This is a genomic window from Cytobacillus sp. QJM3NY_8 (assembly GCF_056173585.1).
The window spans coordinates 2277042-2296458 of the sequence record NZ_CM149681.1 but is presented as its reverse complement, the minus strand read 5'-3'; the positions used below and the strand labels follow the sequence as shown (position 1 = coordinate 2296458).

At 38.4% G+C, this 19417-nt stretch carries 17 protein-coding genes; 4 read left to right on the top strand and 13 right to left on the bottom strand.

Annotated features, from left to right (window positions below):
- Nucleotides 1-19: 19 nt before the first annotated feature.
- From AC0VZ9_RS11970 to AC0VZ9_RS11960, 3 genes are all read right to left on the bottom strand, one after another.
- Complete coding sequence (locus tag AC0VZ9_RS11970; RefSeq protein WP_019382462.1) at nt 20-811, bottom strand: enoyl-CoA hydratase; 792 nt, start codon at nt 809-811, stop codon at nt 20-22.
- Nucleotides 812-824: 13 nt separating this feature from the next.
- A complete protein-coding gene (locus AC0VZ9_RS11965; protein ID WP_019382463.1) occupies nt 825-2372 on the bottom strand; it encodes an AMP-binding protein in 1548 nt (515 codons plus the stop codon).
- Between the two features lie 252 nt (nt 2373-2624).
- Nucleotides 2625-3992, bottom strand: coding sequence for a sigma-54 interaction domain-containing protein (locus AC0VZ9_RS11960; protein ID WP_019382464.1), 1368 nt, complete (start codon nt 3990-3992; stop codon nt 2625-2627).
- Between the two features lie 171 nt (nt 3993-4163).
- Between AC0VZ9_RS11960 and AC0VZ9_RS11955 the strand changes: the two genes are divergently transcribed.
- Nucleotides 4164-4346, top strand: coding sequence for a hypothetical protein (locus tag AC0VZ9_RS11955; RefSeq protein ID WP_009334884.1), 183 nt, complete (start codon nt 4164-4166; stop codon nt 4344-4346).
- A gap of 89 nt (nt 4347-4435) precedes the next feature.
- Here the strand turns inward: AC0VZ9_RS11955 and AC0VZ9_RS11950 are convergent, their stop codons facing one another.
- Nucleotides 4436-5977, bottom strand: a complete 1542-nt coding sequence (locus AC0VZ9_RS11950) for a DHA2 family efflux MFS transporter permease subunit (protein ID WP_034297134.1) — start codon at nt 5975-5977, stop codon at nt 4436-4438.
- Between the two features lie 189 nt (nt 5978-6166).
- On the opposite strand from AC0VZ9_RS11950, the gene AC0VZ9_RS11945 reads away from it, so the two are divergent.
- Both AC0VZ9_RS11945 and AC0VZ9_RS11940 read left to right on the top strand, forming a co-directional pair.
- A complete protein-coding gene (locus AC0VZ9_RS11945; protein ID WP_009334886.1) occupies nt 6167-7057 on the top strand; it encodes a TetR/AcrR family transcriptional regulator in 891 nt (296 codons plus the stop codon).
- A 122-nt stretch (nt 7058-7179) separates the two neighbouring features.
- Entirely contained in the window at nt 7180-8670 is a 1491-nt protein-coding gene (locus AC0VZ9_RS11940; protein WP_019382466.1) for a spore germination protein, read from the top strand.
- A 25-nt stretch (nt 8671-8695) separates the two neighbouring features.
- On the opposite strand, the gene AC0VZ9_RS11935 is transcribed toward AC0VZ9_RS11940, so the two are convergent.
- A complete protein-coding gene (locus AC0VZ9_RS11935; protein WP_009334888.1) occupies nt 8696-10111 on the bottom strand; it encodes an FMN-binding glutamate synthase family protein in 1416 nt (471 codons plus the stop codon).
- A gap of 135 nt (nt 10112-10246) precedes the next feature.
- Here AC0VZ9_RS11935 and AC0VZ9_RS11930 point away from each other — a divergent pair, with 135 nt between their 5' ends.
- Nucleotides 10247-10402: a hypothetical protein gene (locus tag AC0VZ9_RS11930; protein WP_009334889.1), complete on the top strand. Its 156-nt coding sequence runs from the start codon at nt 10247-10249 to the stop codon at nt 10400-10402.
- Nucleotides 10403-10437: 35 nt separating this feature from the next.
- Here the strand turns inward: AC0VZ9_RS11930 and AC0VZ9_RS11925 are convergent, their stop codons facing one another.
- The 8 genes from AC0VZ9_RS11925 to AC0VZ9_RS11890 all read right to left on the bottom strand — a co-directional run bounded on the left by AC0VZ9_RS11925 (nt 10438) and on the right by AC0VZ9_RS11890 (nt 19400).
- A complete protein-coding gene (locus AC0VZ9_RS11925; RefSeq protein WP_009334890.1) occupies nt 10438-11523 on the bottom strand; it encodes a nitric oxide synthase oxygenase in 1086 nt (361 codons plus the stop codon).
- Nucleotides 11524-12277: 754 nt separating this feature from the next.
- Entirely contained in the window at nt 12278-12565 is a 288-nt protein-coding gene (locus AC0VZ9_RS11920) for a DUF3986 family protein (RefSeq protein WP_009334891.1), read from the bottom strand.
- Between the two features lie 251 nt (nt 12566-12816).
- Entirely contained in the window at nt 12817-13302 is a 486-nt protein-coding gene (locus tag AC0VZ9_RS11915) for a DinB family protein (RefSeq protein WP_475397432.1), read from the bottom strand.
- A gap of 438 nt (nt 13303-13740) precedes the next feature.
- Nucleotides 13741-13968, bottom strand: coding sequence for a hypothetical protein (locus AC0VZ9_RS11910; protein ID WP_009334893.1), 228 nt, complete (start codon nt 13966-13968; stop codon nt 13741-13743).
- 1463 nt (nt 13969-15431) lie between these two features.
- Complete coding sequence (locus AC0VZ9_RS11905; protein WP_009330419.1) at nt 15432-16052, bottom strand: hypothetical protein; 621 nt, start codon at nt 16050-16052, stop codon at nt 15432-15434.
- 361 nt (nt 16053-16413) lie between these two features.
- Nucleotides 16414-16959 carry a GNAT family N-acetyltransferase gene (locus AC0VZ9_RS11900; protein WP_009330420.1) on the bottom strand — a complete coding sequence of 182 codons (546 nt, stop codon included), beginning with the start codon at nt 16957-16959 and terminating at the stop codon, nt 16414-16416.
- Nucleotides 16960-17215: 256 nt separating this feature from the next.
- A complete protein-coding gene (locus AC0VZ9_RS11895) occupies nt 17216-18100 on the bottom strand; it encodes a sensor domain-containing protein (RefSeq protein WP_009330421.1) in 885 nt (294 codons plus the stop codon).
- Between the two features lie 499 nt (nt 18101-18599).
- Nucleotides 18600-19400, bottom strand: coding sequence for a PP2C family serine/threonine-protein phosphatase (locus AC0VZ9_RS11890; RefSeq protein ID WP_009330422.1), 801 nt, complete (start codon nt 19398-19400; stop codon nt 18600-18602).
- Between the last annotated feature and the right edge of the window lie 17 nt (nt 19401-19417).

Sequence of the window (19417 nt, the reverse complement as noted above, 5' to 3'; positions counted from 1 at the left end):
ATACCTCCTATTCTTTTAGCTACTGATCAGTAAATTTAGGATCCCTTTTTTGAATAAAAGCACCGACACCTTCTTTTACATCTTCAGTTTGAAATACCTGTCCAAAATATTCAGCCTCGGTGATTAGTGCAATCTCAAGTTTTTGCTCATAACCTTTATCGATCGATCGTTTGGCAAAAGTAAGTGCTGGCAAAGAATGTGCACTGATTGACTCAGCAAGATCCAGAGCCATTTCAAGCGACTTTCCTTTTGGAGCAATACGGTTAATTAACCCTATCCTCCAGGCCTCCTGTGCAGATATCGGCTCACCAATGAAGATCAGCTCTTTGGCTTTTGATTTACCAACAAGACGTGAAAGCCGCTGAGTTCCTCCCGCACCTGGAAATAAGCCAAGCTTTATTTCAGGCAGCCCAATTTTTATGTGCTCCTCTCCTATCCGGATGTCACAGCTTAAAGCCAATTCACAACCGCCGCCCAAAGCAAACCCATTGATGGCAGCAATCGTTGGCTGAGGCAGCCTTTCAAGTTTATTTAAGGGTTCCTGCAGCCAAAGAGACTTTTCTTTTGCGAATTCAATTCCTTTTCCCATCCAATCCGGAAAGCCTTTTATGTCGCCTCCGGCGACAAAAGCCCTTTCTCCAGCCCCTGTTATGATTACAGCCTTAATATTGGAATCGCTTTCAATCTTATCTGCTGTATGTGACAATAACTCAATTACTTCGGCACTCAGAACATTTAATGGCGGATTAGCAATCTTAATAATGGCAATATTACTTTGAACTGACCAGGAAACAGCTTTTGTCTTTTCCAAATCTGTCCCTCCTTCATGAGCTATATTGTTCTCTGAGCATGAACTTTTGAACTTTACCGGATGGTGTGCGGGGCAGTTTCTCTGTAAAGATGACTTTCCTCGGTTTTTTGTAACTCGCAAGATACTTTTTGCAGTGGTTGATAACCTCTTCTTCTGTAAGAATACAGCCATCCTTCCTGACTATGACTGCACAAACAGCTTCAATATATTTCGGATCAGGGACACCGATAATGGATACTTCTTTCACTCCCTCAAGCCGGTACAGGACATCTTCAATTTCAGCAGCGTACACATTTTCTCCACCGCTTCGGATCATATCTTTTTTCCTTCCGGCAATGGATAAATATCCATCCTCATCCAGCCCTCCTAAATCACCTGTTCTGCACCATCCACCTGTAAATGTCTCTTTGGTGGCTTCCGGCTTTCGCCAATAGCCAGCTGACACTGCAGGGCTTTTGATCACAATTTCTCCAATTTCCCCTGGAGGAAGAGGCCTTCTATTTTGATCAATAATCTGGATTTCAGTCAATGGCAATGGCCTCCCTACCGTCTCGCCTTTTTTACAGGCATCTTCTGGATCCAGACAGGCCGCAATCGGCGTACCTTCTGTAAGTCCATAAACCTGAACCACCCCGATATGAGGAAAATTCACTTTTAATTTTTCAATAGCCCAAGGCATTAAAGGGTCTCCGCCTGTATAAATAGTTTTTAAATGTGTAAATCTAAAATCGGATAATGAAGACAGGTTAAGCATTTCATAAATCATAAACGGAAAGAGAAAACAGTCGGTGACTGATTCCTTTTCAATCACTGCCAGGATCCTGTTTATTTCAAAACCTTTGCTGCCGGTTATCACTACGGTACCGCCCATCATTAAAATAGGAAGCGCGATATCTTCCATCGCTCCCACATGATAGAGCGGTCCTGTTGTCATTCCAATTTCCTTGCCATTAAAATTCCATTTAAGCGCCTGCATGACAGAAAACCAATAAGTGGTTTCGTGTGTCCAGATGGCTCCTTTCGGTCTCCCGGTAGTCCCGGACGTATACATTAGCATTAAGGGATCGCTTAATCCTATGGAATCTGTATTGATTTCATCCTCGGCGCCCCCATCCAGTAAATCCCAGCCTTGAGCCCATGCAGGCTTTGATTCATCCTTATCCGCTAGACAAAGATATCTTTCCACTCCTACATGTTTACGGATGTCTTCAAGCTGAGGAGTTAGCTTTGAATGAAAACATAGTATTTTTGTACCAGAATCATTTAAGGCATACTCAAATTCATTGCTGGTCAGCCGGAAGTTTAGACGGACAGCAATAGCCCCGATTTTCGCAGCTGCAAAATACAGCGCGAAATATTCAAGACAGTTATAAAGCAGTATACCTACACGCTCGCCTTTTTTGACGCCAAGTTCCTTAAGCTTATTTGCATAGGAGTTTGAAGTCCGATGAAGACAGTCGTATGTCCATTTCCTGCCTGTTTCTTCTTTTATTGCTACTTTCATAGGGTTTTCACTATTGAAATCAAGTGCCATCTTCCGGGTAAAATGTCCAAGATCCAAAAAAATCTTCCTCCTTCACTAATGTAAGCGTATACATTTTATATTAAGGCTTTCATGCTAAAAATCTATTGCAAGTTTTGTGCCAGTTTGAAAATACTTTAGATAATAGTTTTACAGCCAGATAAGCGGATTATTTTTCCGACTTTTCAGAAAGTAAATTACATATGCTTGTATTTAGCTATGTAATGCTACTAGGAAGAAAACAAAAATCCGGGATTTCGGATTGAATTCCGAGTTCCCGGATTTTTGGCATTATGAGGTAATATTATATTTTTTTATTTTATCGTAAATAGTAGAATTGCCTATTCCCAATGATTCGGCAGCTTTATTTTTGTCCTGGCTGTATTTTTTTAAGGCTGTTTCGATAGCATTCTTTTCAGTTTCCTCCAAAAGAAGTTTTAAATTTTTGATTACTGATTTCTCTTTCCCGCCTTTTAAATAATCAGGAAGTTCTTCCAATCCAATTGTTTCGCTATCCGTTAAATGGACACTGGCTTCCAGAACATTCTCTAATTCACGGATATTCCCCGGCCAGTCATATTGTTTAATCAGTGCAGCTGCTTTTGGACTTGTTCCTGTCACCCTCTTGCCTATCCGCTTTGACGCTTTCCTTAAAAAGTGTTCAGTCAGGAGGGGCAAATCAGATCTTCTCGATCTTAAAGGCGGTATAAATAACTGAACTGCATTAATCCTGTAAAACAAGTCTTCCCGGAATAAATGATCATTGATCATTTTTTCAAGTGGACGATTTGTTGCGGCAATAACACGCACATTCACTTTTTTAGGCTGCAGGGCTCCTATAGGCTCAAATTCCCTTTCCTGCAGAACTCGTAAAAGTTTTACCTGCATATGTAAAGGCATGTCCCCTACTTCATCAAGGAAAATGGTTCCCCCATCAGCCAAATGGAATTTTCCTATCTTACCGCCTTTTCTTGCGCCTGTGAATGCACCATCCTCATAGCCGAACAGCTCAGATTCCAATAAATGCTCAGGTATGGAACCGCAATTTACTTTTACAAAAGGTTTGTCGCTTCTTTCACTCAGCTGGTGAATGCTTTGTGCCAGGATCTCCTTTCCTGTACCGCTCTCCCCCCTCAATAGTATGGAGATATCCCCTCTTGAAATGCGCATGACCCTTTCCTTCAGATCTATAATCTCCTCTGTTTCCCCTATCAAATCATGAAGAGAATATCTTAATCCATTTGATTCATTCCACTCGCTTCGATAATAATTAAGCTCGGATAATACCCCTTTTATATGACTGTTCAATTTCTTCCATTCATCCAAATCACGAAAAATAATCGTCCCGACTGCTCCGATAATTTGATTATTTTCGATAATCGGAATTCGATTTGCGATAACAAAATCGCCCTGCAGAAATTGCAGATCAGCAAAATCTTGCTTTCCTGTTTGTGCAACCAGGTGCATTTTGGTATTTTCAATCACCTCTGTGGCATGCCTGCCAATTACCTCGTCTCTCTGGACATCTAGAAAATCACAATAATTATTGCTCATATATTGTATGATTCCTTCAGTGTCCACAATCACAATCCCATAATATGTACATTCAAAAATTAAATCCAGCAAATGATTATTTATGAAAAGTGCTGTATTTTTCATAATAAATCTCCTTTTTATGTACTCATTAGACATATTTTAGCATAAAAGGGCCAACTAAAAGCTGAAAATTCTAATAATTAAAACAGGGTCGATTTTAATTTATTAATCCCTACTTTACTAATCGGATAAATATGAATTAAAATAAAACTAACAAAAGGGAGGGTTCATTACATGCCATTAAACAGAGAAACGTTAATCAGCAAATTATTATCTCTATCTAAATTCCAGCATAATCATAGCTTGTTCAATTTAAGTGACCGAAAGCTGGAAGCTCTGTATCTGGATCATATTCTTTTTTCACCTCACCCTCACAGCGGACATCAATCAATCAAATTAGTTGGAAAAAATAGATAATAAGAAAGCCTGCTAATGCTCAGAATGCATAGCAGGCTTTTTCATATAACCATAAAAAAGAGGGAATCCTAAGATTCCCCCTCTTCTAACTAATTTTTTGCTAATTTAGGCACCATATTCTCCTGCTTTGGCTCTTCAACCGAGTCTTCCATTGGTATTGCACGTTTAATGAAGAAGGCCAGAACCAGTGCAGCTGCTGCGATGAAGGTTGCTACGAAGAAAGCATCGTTGATTCCCTCGAGCATGGCTTTCATTAAAACTTGCTGCTGCATTTCCGCCACAGCGGCTTCAGTCATTTGGCCGCCATTAGCCATAGCCCCGCCTTTCATCGCTTCTTTCGCGATTTCAGCAGCATGCGTTTCCGTCCTTGTTGACATAACTGTTACCAATAAGGCTGTACCAATGGCTCCTGCCACCTGGTTCAGCGTGTTGTTCATTGCTGTTCCATGAGGATAAAGTCTTCTTGGCAGCTGGTTCAAGCCATTCGTAGAAACTGGCATCATGACCATGGACATCCCAAACATCCTGATTGAGTTCAGAATTATCAGCTGTGTATAAGTTGTTTCCAGAGTCAGCCTGCTGAATGCATAAGTAGTTCCAACTGTAATGGCTAACCCAATGATCGCCAGTATCCGGCCGCCGATTTTATCGAACAGCTTTCCTGTTAATGGCGACATCACGGCCATAACAATGGCACCTGGAAGCATCATCAATCCTGCATCCAGCGGTGAAATTCCCCTTAGTGTCTGAACATAAATCGGAATCAGAATCATCCCGGAGAACAGCGCCATATTTACGGTCATGCTGATGGCTGATGACAAGGCAAACATCGGGTACTTATATACCCCAAAGTTGAGCATTGGACGATCAGATTTCGATTGTTTTAGGATAAACCATACTAAGCTGATGACACCTACAGCAATTGTCAAATATACATGAGGGCTATCCCAGCCTTTGTTCCCTGCAGAACTGAATCCATAAAGTATTCCGCCAAACCCTACACTTGATAGAATTAGGGAAAACAGGTCCAGACGAATATTCACTTTTTCCTTTTTGTCTTTTAGCATGACGGCACCAAGCACTAGTATGACACCGGCAATTGGTGAAAGGAAGTGGAATAGCATTCTCCAATCATAATGTTCAATAATCCATCCGGAAAGAGTAGGCCCAATAGCAGGGGCAAACATTAAGATCAGGCCAAATACACCCATGGCTGCTCCGCGTTTTTCCACCGGAAAGCTGATCAGCATAACATTCATTAACAAAGGCATCATGATTGCCGATCCTGATGCCTGCAGCATTCTGCCTGCCAGCAATACCGGGAATGCATGAGCAACACCCGCTACAAGCGTACCAATTGTAAATAGCCCCATTGCCACAATAAATAACCTGCGGACTGTATATTTTTCAATTAAAAAGGCAGTAGCCGGGATCAAAATACCATTTACCAGCATAAAGCCGGTAGTCAGCCACTGCACTGTTGCCGCTTCAATTTCTAAATCTGCCATAATAGATGGCAAGGCAATATTTAACAATGTATTATTCAAAAAGGCAATAAATGCCCCAATCATTAAAACAGCCAGAATCCCATAGGGCGGTCGATCTGTTTTTTTATTTATTGCTTGTTCCATTTGCATTTTTCCTCCTGTACTATCAGTTCATTCTTTTATACTTGCGTTACACACAAACCATATAATATACCATGAGTACAATTTTTGCAACAAAAAAATCCTTGTTAAATAGAGGGTTTGTGAAAAGTCTTAGAATGATGTACTATTAAATTATACACACAGTTCAAATAAAATGACAGGTGATAATAAATGAATGACAGGAAACTGCATGTAATAGAAAAAGCACATCAATTATTCCTGGATAAAGGGTTTCAAGCTACCTCCATTCAGGATATTTTAGAATACAGCGGGATCTCTAAAGGAACCTTCTATAATTATTTTTCCTCAAAAAATGAGCTGCTTATGTCCATTTTTAAAACATTGCATAAAAAAATGGAGGATGAACGCAATAAGCTCCTTATTGGCCAGGATCCAAGCAGCTTAGAAGTATTCACACAGCAGATAGAATTACAAATGAATATGAATCGGACGAATAAATTGGTTGCCCTTTTTGAAGAAGTGCTTGTTTCAAATGATCCTGAACTCAAGCAGTTCATTAAAGAAGGCCAGCTTAGAATGGTGGATTGGATTTTCAACCGGTTTATTGAAATTTTTGGTGAAGACAAGAAACCCTATTTGCTGGACTGCGCTGTGATGTTCCTTGGAATCCTCCATCATAACGTAAAATACTATACAAAATTCTTTGAGTTCTCTTCAAGCATTAATCCTGTGGTCCGTTATAGTGTAGAAAGAATCAGGAAGGTCGTTGAAGAGGTCAGTTCTGCCGATGAATACCTGCTGAAGCCTGAACTGATTGAAAACAGATTTAAGCAGACAGATCATAGAAATGTGCATATTCTTTGCAAATCCATTTTGACTTTAAAAAAGTCCATACAGCAGGAATCTCAGAACGATTGCATGGATCTTCTGGACTTTATTCAGGAAGAAATGGTTCATTCGAAAAAGCCAAGAAAATTTCTCATTGATAGCGCACTGAATACGTTGCGCAGCTGCATTTCCTTTTTGGATGCTAAAGAATTTGAGAATCTTGAAATGCTTGTTTCTGCCTGTTTTAAACAGCCGGAAGAAGAACCCGTGTAATTAAAAATGCCTTCCTCCTTCTTCAGGAAGGCTTTTTTTAGCTATTCCCCGTCTATTCATTCATAATCCTTCCAAAAACGGTAACACTACACATAATGCCGAAACAAACTGGTGATTTGTGTATGAAAAAAGAGTTAAAAAAGAAGAAGAATATATCCGAGTATGAATTTGTCGAGCTGGAAAAGTCCTTTTCACGATCTCACGATTTCCAAAAGGTAAATTATAGCAATAGGCAAACAGGTCTTTGTTTTTCTTTTATTTATTTCAAAACACTGACTGACCAAAAAATGATCACCAAGAGTTTGCTTCCTCAGCTTCTTCAGGGTGAGTTCAACAAGATCGATGATTTGAAAAAGCTTTTGCCATCGGCAAGCATACAAATTTGTGAGGAACTTTCAAAAGCAGAACATTTGCTTTTAAATGGCTATGTGATGGTTACAGTAGAAGCAGAAAAGCAAAAAGCGGCTTTTATGGCTGCTAAATGTTCATATGTAAGGGAGCTGACGCATCCGGAAGTCGAGCAAACGGTTATTGGACCGAAGGAAGCTTTTGTCGAGTCTTTAGACAATAATTTAAATTTAATCCGCAAACGGCTGCCCGTCTCTGAACTGATCATTGAGGAATATATAATCGGAAGCATATCCAGAACAGTGGTGGCCGTTCTCTATATTGAGGGAATCACGAATGCAGATTATGTCAGCATGGTTAAAGAAAGAATTGAAAATATCGATTTTGATGAAATCACTGACAGTTCTTATATTGGACAGCTCATTTCTGATAATAAGAACTCTCCTTTCCCTCAGCTGCTGGATACAGAAAGACCGGACAGGGCAGCCGCTGTCCTTGCAGAAGGAAAAATCGTGATCGCCATAGATGGGTCACCGCATGTGCTGATTACCCCTACAACGTTTTCTGAATTCTTCAGTTCCTTTGAAGATTATTTTTTAAATTGGACTATCGCTTCTTTTGCAAGAATATTGCGGGCCTTTTCTGTTATATTTTCCATACAGATCACGTCCATTTATGTTGCAACGCTTACTTATCATATGGAGCTTATCCCCACGGATTTGTTAGGTACACTGGTGACTTCAAGACAGCATATTCCCCTGCCGCCTTTCTATGAAGCTTTAATGCTTGAACTGGTAATTGAGCTTTTAAGAGAAGCTGGAGCCAGACTGCCCACGAAAGTCGGGCAGACAATCGGTATCGTAGGAGGGATTGTCATTGGAACTGCATCTGTACAGGCAGGACTGACAAGTAATGTCTTGTTAATTATTATCGCATTGGCAGCTCTTGCCTCTTTTACAACACCTGTTTACAAGATGAATAATACGATTCGATTTCTAAGATTTCCGTTTTTAATTTTCGCCAATTTATGGGGTTTTGTAGGTGTGTTGTTCTGTTCCTGCATCTTGCTGACGCATATGATCAGGCTTACCTCTCTCGGAAGACCGTTTTTGGAGCCGTTTTACCCGCCAAGATACCGGGACTTGAAAGATTCATTTCTCAGATTTCCGTTTCAGCCTTTAAGGCCGGTGTATTTAAGAACTCAGAATCCGCATCGGTTTCAGCCCCCTCAGAAATCAAAAGTTAAGAGAGATATTGATGAATAACAGCCTGGCTAAAAGCGCCAGGCTGTTATTCAGTTTTCTTTGATTTGTCTTCCCAAGGTTCAAAGGAAAATGGAATCCCGATCATTTTTGCCGTCATCTCATCATAGGACACAAGATCTTTCTTGGACAGTTCTTTTAAAGTCTTTTTCCCCATGGCTCGCAAAGCCATTTTGATTTCCTCCGTGCTCGCGGTTAAAAACTTTTCTGCAGATTTTGTCCCATCTTCGATTTTAAAGGTATCCTTGAATTTACCTTCGTTCCACACAGATTGTGTTGGCGGTTCAAAAGGCAGCGAATTCAAAGTCTGCTTATGGGAAACAGTAAACAGCATAACAGATCCAAGGTAGACAGCATCAGCGCCAAGAGCGAGGACTTTTAAAAAGTGTCCTGGTGTGAAGAGGCCGCCTGATACAATTAAGCTGATTTCCCCCTTCTTTTTTCGTTTTTCAAGGTGATTGGATGCACGGATGAGAGCATGTAAAGTTGGAATCCCAAAATCATCTGACAATAAAGGCGGCGCACCGACAGATGCTCCCTGGCCCCCATCAACTGCTATAAAATCAACGCCCATTTCGATTAAATGGTCAATGTCTTCTTCTATTTTTCCTCCTGCCCCTATTTTTGCACCAATTGGAACACCTCCGGTCATACTGCGGAGTTCATCCACCAGTTCCTTTAAATCCTTCAATGTCTGTTTATCAAAAAAGTGTTCCATTATATGCGCAGTTTCATTTTCCTTTAAGCCCATTACTTCCCTTGCACGGCCGGTTAAATTTTCAGGAGATATGTTTCCTCCCATCCCCATTACAGCTCCCTGCCCCAGCTTAATTTCAATCATGTCGGCACGTTTGATGGTTTTTTCTTCCTTCCCCCATTCGGTTTTCGAGAACTGAAGGATATACTTTCCTGCACTTTCAAGCTCTTCGGGAAGGATTCCTCCTTCACCGGAATTGACAGCCGTACCTGTATTCTTGGCAGCTGTTGCCAGCGCAATTTTCACTTGCTCACTCAATGCTATTCCATAGGCCATTCCACTAATCATCAGGGGTATTTTGATTTTCATTGGTTTTTTCGCTTTTGGCCCGATTGTCACCTTCACATCAACATCTTCATCCCCGTCAATCGGAAAGGGCGAAGTCTGTGCAGGAATAAAGGTAATCTCATCGAAATGAGGCCATTTTTTCGAAGAGCCAAATGGGCGGTGCAGGACATCACCCGTTTCGGCTCGCAGGTTATTTTCAAGTGCATTTTGAATGCCCATATGCTTGAAACCAGGGATCAGCTCAATGAGATTTTCCTGGTAGCTGTCTGTCATAATTATTTTCCCTGCCTGCTTAACGAGCCGCTTCATGATCCAGCGCCAGCCGATCAACATTAAAATTAAAAAGATAAATAATATAAAAATCATAGCCAGAGTTGCAATCAATAATATATTTGTCATACGTTTTCTCCAAAAGATCTTTTAGCCTCCATTATTTCCATTGGAAGGGAATTTAACCTATGACTTCTCGGTTTTTGGAATAATCATTAAGCGGGAAGTAAATTCTATGAAAAATTAGTAAAATGAGGTGAAGTGATGGACAACCGCGATACTATTCAGCCGGATAATATGGATGAACAGAATCAAGTTAAAGGAAGTCTTCTTGAATCTATGATGGAGCCTATGGACCAGCTTTCCAAGATTCCTCCTGAGAAGACAGACCGGAGAACCAGTGATGAAGAGATGAATTAACCAATGCAGAAAGCCAGCATGATTGATGCCGGCTTTCATTTTTGATAAGGAGTATCCTGATAGAAGTAATTAGGCGTTTTTACTTCATTAATATACTGTTTATGAAAAATGTGTGTAGCTGCAGGGGATACGGGCGGGATCAGCCAGGTCCAGTCACCGGTCAGATCCCTTCCCTGGCCCTTTTCGTTTTCTTCAAATTTCTTGAACTGCTGTGCAGCAGTATGATGGTCTACTATGCTGACACCTTCTTTTTTAAATGAATGCAATACAGCTGCATTCAATTCCACCAGTGCCCGATCCTTCCAAAGCGAAGAATGCGACCTGGTATCCAGCCCCAATAATGAGGCAATCTGCGGGAGCACGTCATAACGAAAATCGTCTGCCAGGTTTCGCGCACCAATTTCAGTACCCATATACCAGCCATTAAAAGGGGCTGCTTTGTAGGAAATGCCCCCAATTTCCAGCTTCATATCCGATATCATCGGGACTGCGTACCATTTCAAGCCGAGGTCACTGAACCAATTATATTCTGGATGCACAATCGCGACTTCGAGAATCAGCTCTTCAGGTATTTCCCTTAATCGGGGCTGCTGATTGTACATTTGAACAACTAATGGCAGCACATCAAATTTGCCGTACTTCGGCTCCCAGCCCAATTTCACGCATTGTTTAGTAAAAGGGATGGAGTGGGGATCGCCAATAATCCCATCCGCAGTCTCATAGCCAGCATACCGGATTAGCTGATGGTTCCAAATTCTGATTTTCTGTTCGGAAGTGTCAGGAGAGAAGATGGTGATGGCCGGACGAAGCCTGCCATTGTTAGTGGCAAATTGTATATGTTCAAACAGAGCAGAAAATACTTCATCCGCTTCTTTCGCCTCCCGCTTATCCAAAACTTTTAGATGATCCCAGAACAGTCTCCCTATACAGCGATTGCTATTTCGCCAGGCAGCTTTGGCACCAAATTCCAATTCTTCATAAGTATGTTCATAAACTCCGTGCTCTGCAATTGAATATTCGATTTCCCTTAGTCTGTTGCTTAGTTCAGCAGGACTTCTATTCTGTTCACTATAAAACATTTTTATAAATTCTGCTGCTTTTTCAAATAAGTCCTTTTTCAAAGATAAATCCTCCCAGAATAGACTATTGGTTAATGATAGCATAGGGAAGGTTGGGGGGAAAGAAATGATGTTCTGGGGTTTGCCGGATCGTCTAAGGATGTTGGTTTAGAGTGGACTTGGCAAAATTATCTTTCTGATTAACATCCGTTATTAAAGAGGGGTTTCTTTTTCGTCGTTATTCATTTCGATTAGCTCTCATTTTTTGAGTAGAGGTTTCTTTTTTGTCGTTATTCACTTCGATTAGCTCCCATTTTTTGAGTAGAGATTTCTTTTTCGTCGTTATTCACTTCGATTAGCTCCCATTTTTTGAGTAGAGGTTTCTTTTTCGTCGTTATTCACTTCGATTAGCTCCCATTTTTTGAGTAGAGATTTCTTTTTCGTCGTTATTCATTTCGATTACCTCTCATTTTTTGAGTAGAGGTTTCTTTTTCGTCGTTATTCATTTCGATTAGCTCCCATTTTTTGAGTAGAGGTTTCTTTTTCGTCGTTATTCACTTCGATTAGCTCCCATTTTTTGAGTAGAGATTTCTTTTTCGTCGTTATTCATTTCGATTAGCTCTCATTTTTTGAGTAGAGGTTTCTTTTTCGCCATCCTTAGAGTAAAGGGTTCCGTTTAGAACTGCTTTTTAAAAAATCTGCACCGAAATGACAGCCCTTTTGACAAGGTTTATGTCGGATAAAAAAGCAAAACTCGCCCTTTCATAAAACTGCCCCGTAAGAACAACAAAAAACGCAGCAGCAGTCATCTTCTTCATTAACCAACAATTAAGATTATCTTATTAATGGATAACCATTGCTTAAACTGGTATACCCCACTATCATAATCAATTTCTTTATTGCGTATTGAAAAAATTCTCGTTCCGTATGAGTTTAGTGTTAATTCGTTTTCTGGGGTATTATTTTTAATCCCATACGCTTTAAAGTCAAAGAATATATCCCATATATCCTCTGATTTTCTTTTAAATGCTATCGACTCATAATCACAATCATCCTGGTAATAACCTAAATGCAGATGATATTTATCATCATACAAATTATCCATTAAGCACCTCTTTTTTTATCATTTAAATTTCGAAGATAAAAATCAACAATTCTTCTTCATATTCCTCAATAAAAAAAGTTTGTTCAATATGGTATTCAACAAAAATAGCGGTTAATGCTTCCGAACTCAACGACTCGCTACTTTCTTAACAAACTCATAATCTACATAAAACCGAATAAGCAGCAGAATAAGTAAATTAAATTATCACACCCAGAATATACAGAAACCGGCTATATTGCTTTCTATTTGCACTATTTATAGGAATGAGAGGAAAGACCCCGACCAATAAGGTTTGCAGAAACAGGGTTTATTCCAATATCCCTTGCCCAAATTGATAATTGTCCTATATGGTGAATTTCATGAGCAATAGTATGACGCATAATCTCACCCCAGGTATCCGTCACTATTCTTCCATCTGGTAAGGTATCGTAAAATAAACGATTTTCCATACTGGCATCCCAATTTTTCACAAAGTTTTCTACTTCTAAATGAAATTCAGCGTCCAATTTTCGAACCTTATTCAAACTTTTATAACCATCGAAACTCTCTTGAAAGTCGGTTTTTCCTTGTAAGAGCCGTATCCAGCTCCATTCGACATCAACTATATGGAAAAGTGTATACAAAATACTTCCCATTCCACCCGTTCGTTTTTGCTGGAGTTCTTCTTCACTTAACTCTTCACACCAGCGATACCAGTCTTCTCTTACCATCCAGTTATATTTAAAAAAAATTTGCAAAAAAGCCCCTCCTTATTTAGGAAATAATTGACCTTGAAAAAAACAGTATAAAAGCAAAACGAAACATTGTTAATTATTACTATTTCACAATTATTATTAGAATTCCTTGTTCCACAAACCTGCCCTATAGTTTTTATAAAAAAAGCTGACCGGAATGGAAGCCTGTATTTAGCACCGATTTCTGGAAATAAAATTCTTTAGTACAAGGCATTAAATCTCTTTTACCATTTTAGTACTTCAGTTTCATAGTTTAAATGCCTATAGAAATTTACCGCACGATCATTCTTGGCAAAGACATCAGGAAGAGTTGATGATATCCTTTTTGCTGAGCCCAACTACTGCCTTCTCCATTAGGCTCTTACCGATACCCTTCCCTTCACCTTTAGATGAAACTGCAATGGCTACAAGGTTCCTTGTTCTATACCGCTTAAAAAATCTTTATGTGGTTTTACTTCTATGAAACCTAATAAATCCCCTGTCTCTTCCTCTGCCACAAAGAATCTCTGTATAAAGTGAAGGATCGTTAAGAGATTCTTCAGCTATTTTTAATTGTGCCTCTTCCATTTTTTGAGGATCACGCCAGGCCATAAGGTCGAATTTCGCAAACCGTGTTGAAAGACTTACAAGAAAAGCTTTATCTGTCTCTTTATATGGTCTAATATTCATTCTATTCCCCTTTAAATTGAATTTTTTCTATCCATCAAGAATAAATAATTCTCCTCTCTTTAAAATAATCCCTTTTTTCACTAACCTGCCTTTTTAGTTAAATAATAAACAGCCACCAAATTTGGCAGCTGATCTTTAACATACACACAATTAATTGATAAACGTCCTTTTTCTTAGTGCAAAGTTTGGTTACTTGATGAAACATCAATAAGACCATCTGATATACTTAAATCCCTTTTCTTTGGGTAAGATAAAAATGAAGAGTAAAGATAAGGCAAGCTTTCCAGTTTACTCGCTTAAGCCCTGCTCCTTACTCGCATCCTCATTCAATTATGAACCTATACTACAGATCAATTCACAGGGTAGCCGCAAATCTGCGGGTGTTTTTGTATTTTAAATTAGATATTTTCACAAGCACTGGGCATAATAATATCTGGAGTAAGGGCTTTGTATATTCTCCTTGTATATTGAATAAGTTTCAGCCCTTTCTCTTAGCACATGAGGTGATATCATGCTTCATTGGATAGATCAACATATTTTAAACACTCCCTGGTTTTTACTAGCTATTTCAACAATAATTTTTTTTACTTGGGCTATAGCTACTACCCTGGTATATATAGCGGGAAGAAAAGATTAATGAAACAAGATGCTTATTAATACAACTTCTTCGAACTTTGCAGGAACATTATAATTTTTAAATGTCTGGGAACAAAAAAGTAATACAACCTCTTTAGCGAAAGGCATGATTTTTGTGTTTAAGGATACCCGAATGCTAATTAAATGGCTAACGATATTTAATATAGCGAATATTATTATTGCTGCAGTAGTAGGACAATTGCAAACTGAATATCTTATACGTCGAATAAATAAAAATACAAATCGTAATAAGAATTAGCTAACCATGGTCACTTTTATTGTTTTACAATCATTTATACTCTTTTCTCTGTGTAACGCCTTAACTAGGAATTCCCTTACTCCTTTGTTTCAAAAGCACTATCTCCTTTAAAGTAAATACAATGTATACGGCTCCTCTGATAAGCTTGCTCCAACCTGGTCCCTCTATAAGGGAATTTTTCAATGTTTATAATTAGGCTCATAAGCAATCAACTATAAATTTAGTCAAGCTTATAGATTTATTAACTCCTTAATGATAATCGTTTTTTTCAGCACATCCTTTTTTCCCTTTAATGGGCTTTTTCTTTTGTTGAGGAAATTTCCCCTTTAAATAAAATCCTACAATATGCTAATTTAGAATTGTCCCTTAACCATGCATTCTAGGAGGTATAACCATTAGTATAGGAGCCAAAGTTGTTTATAAAACTGACACATATACCGTATTATGGATATATGAAAGTGGTTTCTGTGAAATCTAGAAAGATTACCAAACAAAATTAGTTCCTCAATCAGAAGTTACACTTTTAGAAAATTAGTTCTTTACTATTGCAGCGGTTAAGGGACATCACTTAATAATTGAAACCTATAACCATAAGGCAAAACCCTATTGAACCCCCTTTGTTTAATACCGTTTTCTCAAATCTGTCCTTTAGTTGAACAAAAAAAGCCGCCAGAAATGACAGCTGAATCTTTTCCCTTGTTTTGAATAGTTTATAAGCTGCCAGAATCCTTATAAGTGGACTTAAACACTTCCTCGAGCCAATAATGGTAACCATAAATAACAATTGATAGTGTGATGAAAATACAAAGACGACCCCAAGGAGTAATTGATAAATTTTTAATTTTTCCTGAAGGATAAAATGGACAGGGAAAATTGCAAACATAAAATCCAGTACAATATTAGTCACAAAGTAAATCCAAAACTTACCATATGTGAAGTAAAAAATCCATATAGTTACAATTAAAAAAGCACCAAGTATACCTGAAGCAAAGGAAGGTTTTAACCATGGTAAAATTGATTCTTTAATTATCCAGTGTTTTTGATTGTGAGCTATCAAGTTATAGAGAACCATTAGAAATGCAGCTAATATTGCAACAGGTATAAAACGCTTAATATCTTCTCTCTTTAAAAAGAATAATGTGAACCATGGAGCAATTAAAATTGTCCAAAGTACAACTTTACTTAACAAAATAAACCCACCTTCTTTTATTTTGTAGTTTCTCCTGGTAAAAGTTATTTATACCATAATTTATCAGCTGTATCATAAAAGATAATGCCCTTAGTCAAATAAGAAAAAGGCTGTATTTTTTAGCAGCCAGTTCTTTAAGGGAAGCACCCGGTAGTTTAAGTGAAACACTTCACAAAGTACTATAAAAAAGTGAGTTGCCAAGCAACTCCTTAGGTAAATACCAAATCCCTCTTATGATTTACAGTTTTGACGTTAATATTTTTCTTGAAGTAGAGTTGGTAAGATTTATAAAATTTGTATCAGGCAGTCTCACTCCAGAACACGTTTCGTTTACAGAAAAATTATCGGAAGTGAAACGAGCTTATGCATCCAAGCTGTTGATGATAGCTAATACTTGATGATCTGTCCACTTTCCATTAATCTTTAAATTTTCTTTAGCTATACCTTCTTTTTTAAACCCCGCTTTTTCTAATACACGAATAGATGCTATATTATCAGGCATAGCTCCTGCTTCAATTCTATGTAGTTTTAATTCTTTGAAAGCAAAATCTACAACAAGTTGAAGAGCTTCTGTTGTATAACCCTTTCCATTATACTCCTTATCTAAAGTAAATCCCGTATAACAGCTTTGTTGGTCTCCCATAGTAATTTGAGTTAATGAAATGTCTCCGATAAGTTTATCAGTTGCTTTTAAAAAGATTCCAAAAGCATATAATTGCCCTTCGCCTGTCTTTTTTAAAGCCTGTTCAATGCGTAATTTTTGATGTTCTTCCGTATAAAAGGCTTCCGGGAGTAATGGACTAACTCGTTGAAAAAATTCGCGATTTCTAGTATGTAAGTTAGCTAACTCGCAGGCGTCAGAAGTTTTGTAAAGTCTAAGGTAAATTTGTTGTCCTACTAGCTCCATAAAACCCCTCCAATATCATTTTACTGCCATTTTATTCTAAATAGTCAAAAGTATGATATTAACACCTAGGTATTTACCATATTTCAGCATTTATTGTTATAATATAAATCCTTATTGACTAACCAGCCTCTTTAGTTCAAAAGAAAAAAGCTGCGTTTAGCAGCAGATTTTGAACATAAGAATCCGTAAGTTGAATTCAACAAAAATTGCATCAATCCTCCGTGGATCAACGCTAATAATAAAGTCATATTTAGCTTTATCTGATCTGTGAAACTTGATAATTATTCTTTCCGTTCTGTTTTGCTTGATACATAGCTTCATCAGCATATTTCAGCAAATTCCTGACATCCATATTGAAATCATCGCAAAAAGCAATTCCGATACTGGGAGTTATTGAGATAACAACATTCTGCACCGACACTTTATTAGATAGAATGTCGATGATCCGTTCGGCAACATGTTTTGCATTATCGATTGTCGTTTCCGGAAGTAAAATCGTGAATTCATCACCTGCAAGCCTGGCCACAGTATCCTTATTTCCTATACAACCTGTAAGCCTTCTCGCGACTTCTTTTAACAATAAATCTCCTAAGTCATGACCGAAGGTATCATTTATTTGCTTAAACCCATCTAAATCAAGATACAGTACTGCGACTAGCCCTTTATTGAAATTAGCTGATTCAATTGCATGATTAAGTCGTTCTTCAAATAATCTCCGATTAGGCAATTGGGTTAGAAAGTCATAATGAGCCATTTGTTTCAATATTCTTTCTGAGTTTTTACGATCGGTTATATCTTGTATTTGAGAAATAAGGAATAATGGCTTGTTCCCTTCCCGCACTATGGATACTGATAATAACACCCATACAATCTTCCCGCTTTTATGGACATACCTTTTTTCCATCTCAAAAGAGTCTCTTTTTCCTTCCACTAATTCTTGTGTGTAAGATAAATCAGTATCTAAGTCCTTTGGATAGGTTAATGTTTGAAAGTTCGTGGTAAGGAGCTCGTCCTCTGTATATCCAGTAATTTTAGTTAAAGCATGATTTACCCTAATCCATTTTCCCTCTAATGAGACTATCGACATCCCAATCGGAGCAAAAAAAAAGGCCTGATTAAATAAATCTATATTTTTAAACATATTTATATCCTTTTTATAAAAAGTTGAAAAGCATTCCCAATTTTTTTATTTTATCTCAAACTAAACTGGCAATCAATAAATTTCAACTTTCCTGGTTAGCTTAACAGACAGAAAAGGGAGTAAGGAGAAAAGAGCTGCAAAAACCGTACGGAGTATTACTCACCATCATATATAAACCTGCCCCGTTTGTTCAATATGAGTAAGAAATTGCGGCAGTCCAAGTGACATTGAAATTGACAGCATCTTGGCACTACATTTTATTTGCACAATATTTATCGTTCCATTATAAATTATAAAGTCTAGAAAACATAAAATAAGTTAAAAACCTTATAGGAAAATGACCTGTGCCAATTCACACGTCATTTTTATGCCCTTTATCCAATAAATCACCCCGAAACGGAACCCTTTTCCTTAGAGTGGAGGCTTCTTTTTCGACGTTATTCATTCTGAGTCTCTTGTCTCCAGTTTTATCTCCTTTTACTGCCAAGTTTCAGTAAAATCAGCCGCTGGGCTGGCATCCTTCATGCTCTGCATCAATTATCCAGGATATGATGGTCGTACTGTCCCGGACATCCCTATCTTTTATTATCTTTAATAGCTCACGGACCCCATCCTCATTCCCGAATAAGCTAAAAAGATTAAATATTTCTCTTGGTTCAGCAAAGTTGGTGTTGGGACATTCCGTCAGCCCATCTGTTGTTAAAAAAATATGATTCATGCCTCTTCTGAGCTCCTTTGTACCCGAGCTATAACAGGGAACCGGCAAATCAAATGTATTGACTTTGCCCACCCATTCATAAAAACTTCGGTGGTTTTGCTGATATTCGTCAAATGCAGCCAGTTCAGGGTGGAATAAATGCAGAATACAATCCCCGATCGATAGCCACCAAAGAAATGAGCCTTTTCTGATCACACATAAAAAAGCTGTTTCACCTTTAATCCTTCTGCATTCCTCCTTGAAACCCTGACTTTTAAATTGTTTAAGCAGTAATCCGCCAACTTGTTCAAACACTTCCCGGGGCGGCAGCACTAATAAAGCAATGATTTGCGTTTTCATTGATTTGACCGTTTGAATAACTAACTCAGCGCTTTCCGCAGTAGTATGGGCATCCAGTAAAATAGTAAACTCCCAATCTTCGTTATTACCTGTCCATAACAGGCAGCCGTCTTCATTTTTATTTTGCCCAGCATTCCTGTTTCCGCCGAAACGCCCTAATACCATTCTACCGATATGCTGAATGCTTATTTCATCCAGGTAAGGCTCCTCACTGCCAACCCAGGAATATTCTAATAAATTCATTGAAATGGCCCCTTCCA

Coding starts and splice junctions, on each gene's coding strand:
- AC0VZ9_RS11960 (WP_019382464.1), bottom strand. CDS start 3,992: ATGAAAAATACAGCACTTTTCATAAATAATCATTTGCTGGATTTAATT.
- AC0VZ9_RS11955 (WP_009334884.1), top strand. CDS start 4,164: ATGCCATTAAACAGAGAAACGTTAATCAGCAAATTATTATCTCTATCT.
- AC0VZ9_RS11950 (WP_034297134.1), bottom strand. CDS start 5,977: ATGGAACAAGCAATAAATAAAAAAACAGATCGACCGCCCTATGGGATT.
- AC0VZ9_RS11945 (WP_009334886.1), top strand. CDS start 6,167: ATGAATGACAGGAAACTGCATGTAATAGAAAAAGCACATCAATTATTC.
- AC0VZ9_RS11940 (WP_019382466.1), top strand. CDS start 7,180: ATGAAAAAAGAGTTAAAAAAGAAGAAGAATATATCCGAGTATGAATTT.
- AC0VZ9_RS11935 (WP_009334888.1), bottom strand. CDS start 10,111: ATGACAAATATATTATTGATTGCAACTCTGGCTATGATTTTTATATTA.
- AC0VZ9_RS11930 (WP_009334889.1), top strand. CDS start 10,247: ATGGACAACCGCGATACTATTCAGCCGGATAATATGGATGAACAGAAT.
- AC0VZ9_RS11920 (WP_009334891.1), bottom strand. CDS start 12,565: ATGGATAATTTGTATGATGATAAATATCATCTGCATTTAGGTTATTAC.
- AC0VZ9_RS11910 (WP_009334893.1), bottom strand. CDS start 13,968: ATGAATATTAGACCATATAAAGAGACAGATAAAGCTTTTCTTGTAAGT.
- AC0VZ9_RS11900 (WP_009330420.1), bottom strand. CDS start 16,959: ATGGAGCTAGTAGGACAACAAATTTACCTTAGACTTTACAAAACTTCT.
- AC0VZ9_RS11895 (WP_009330421.1), bottom strand. CDS start 18,100: ATGTTTAAAAATATAGATTTATTTAATCAGGCCTTTTTTTTTGCTCCG.
- AC0VZ9_RS11890 (WP_009330422.1), bottom strand. CDS start 19,400: ATGAATTTATTAGAATATTCCTGGGTTGGCAGTGAGGAGCCTTACCTG.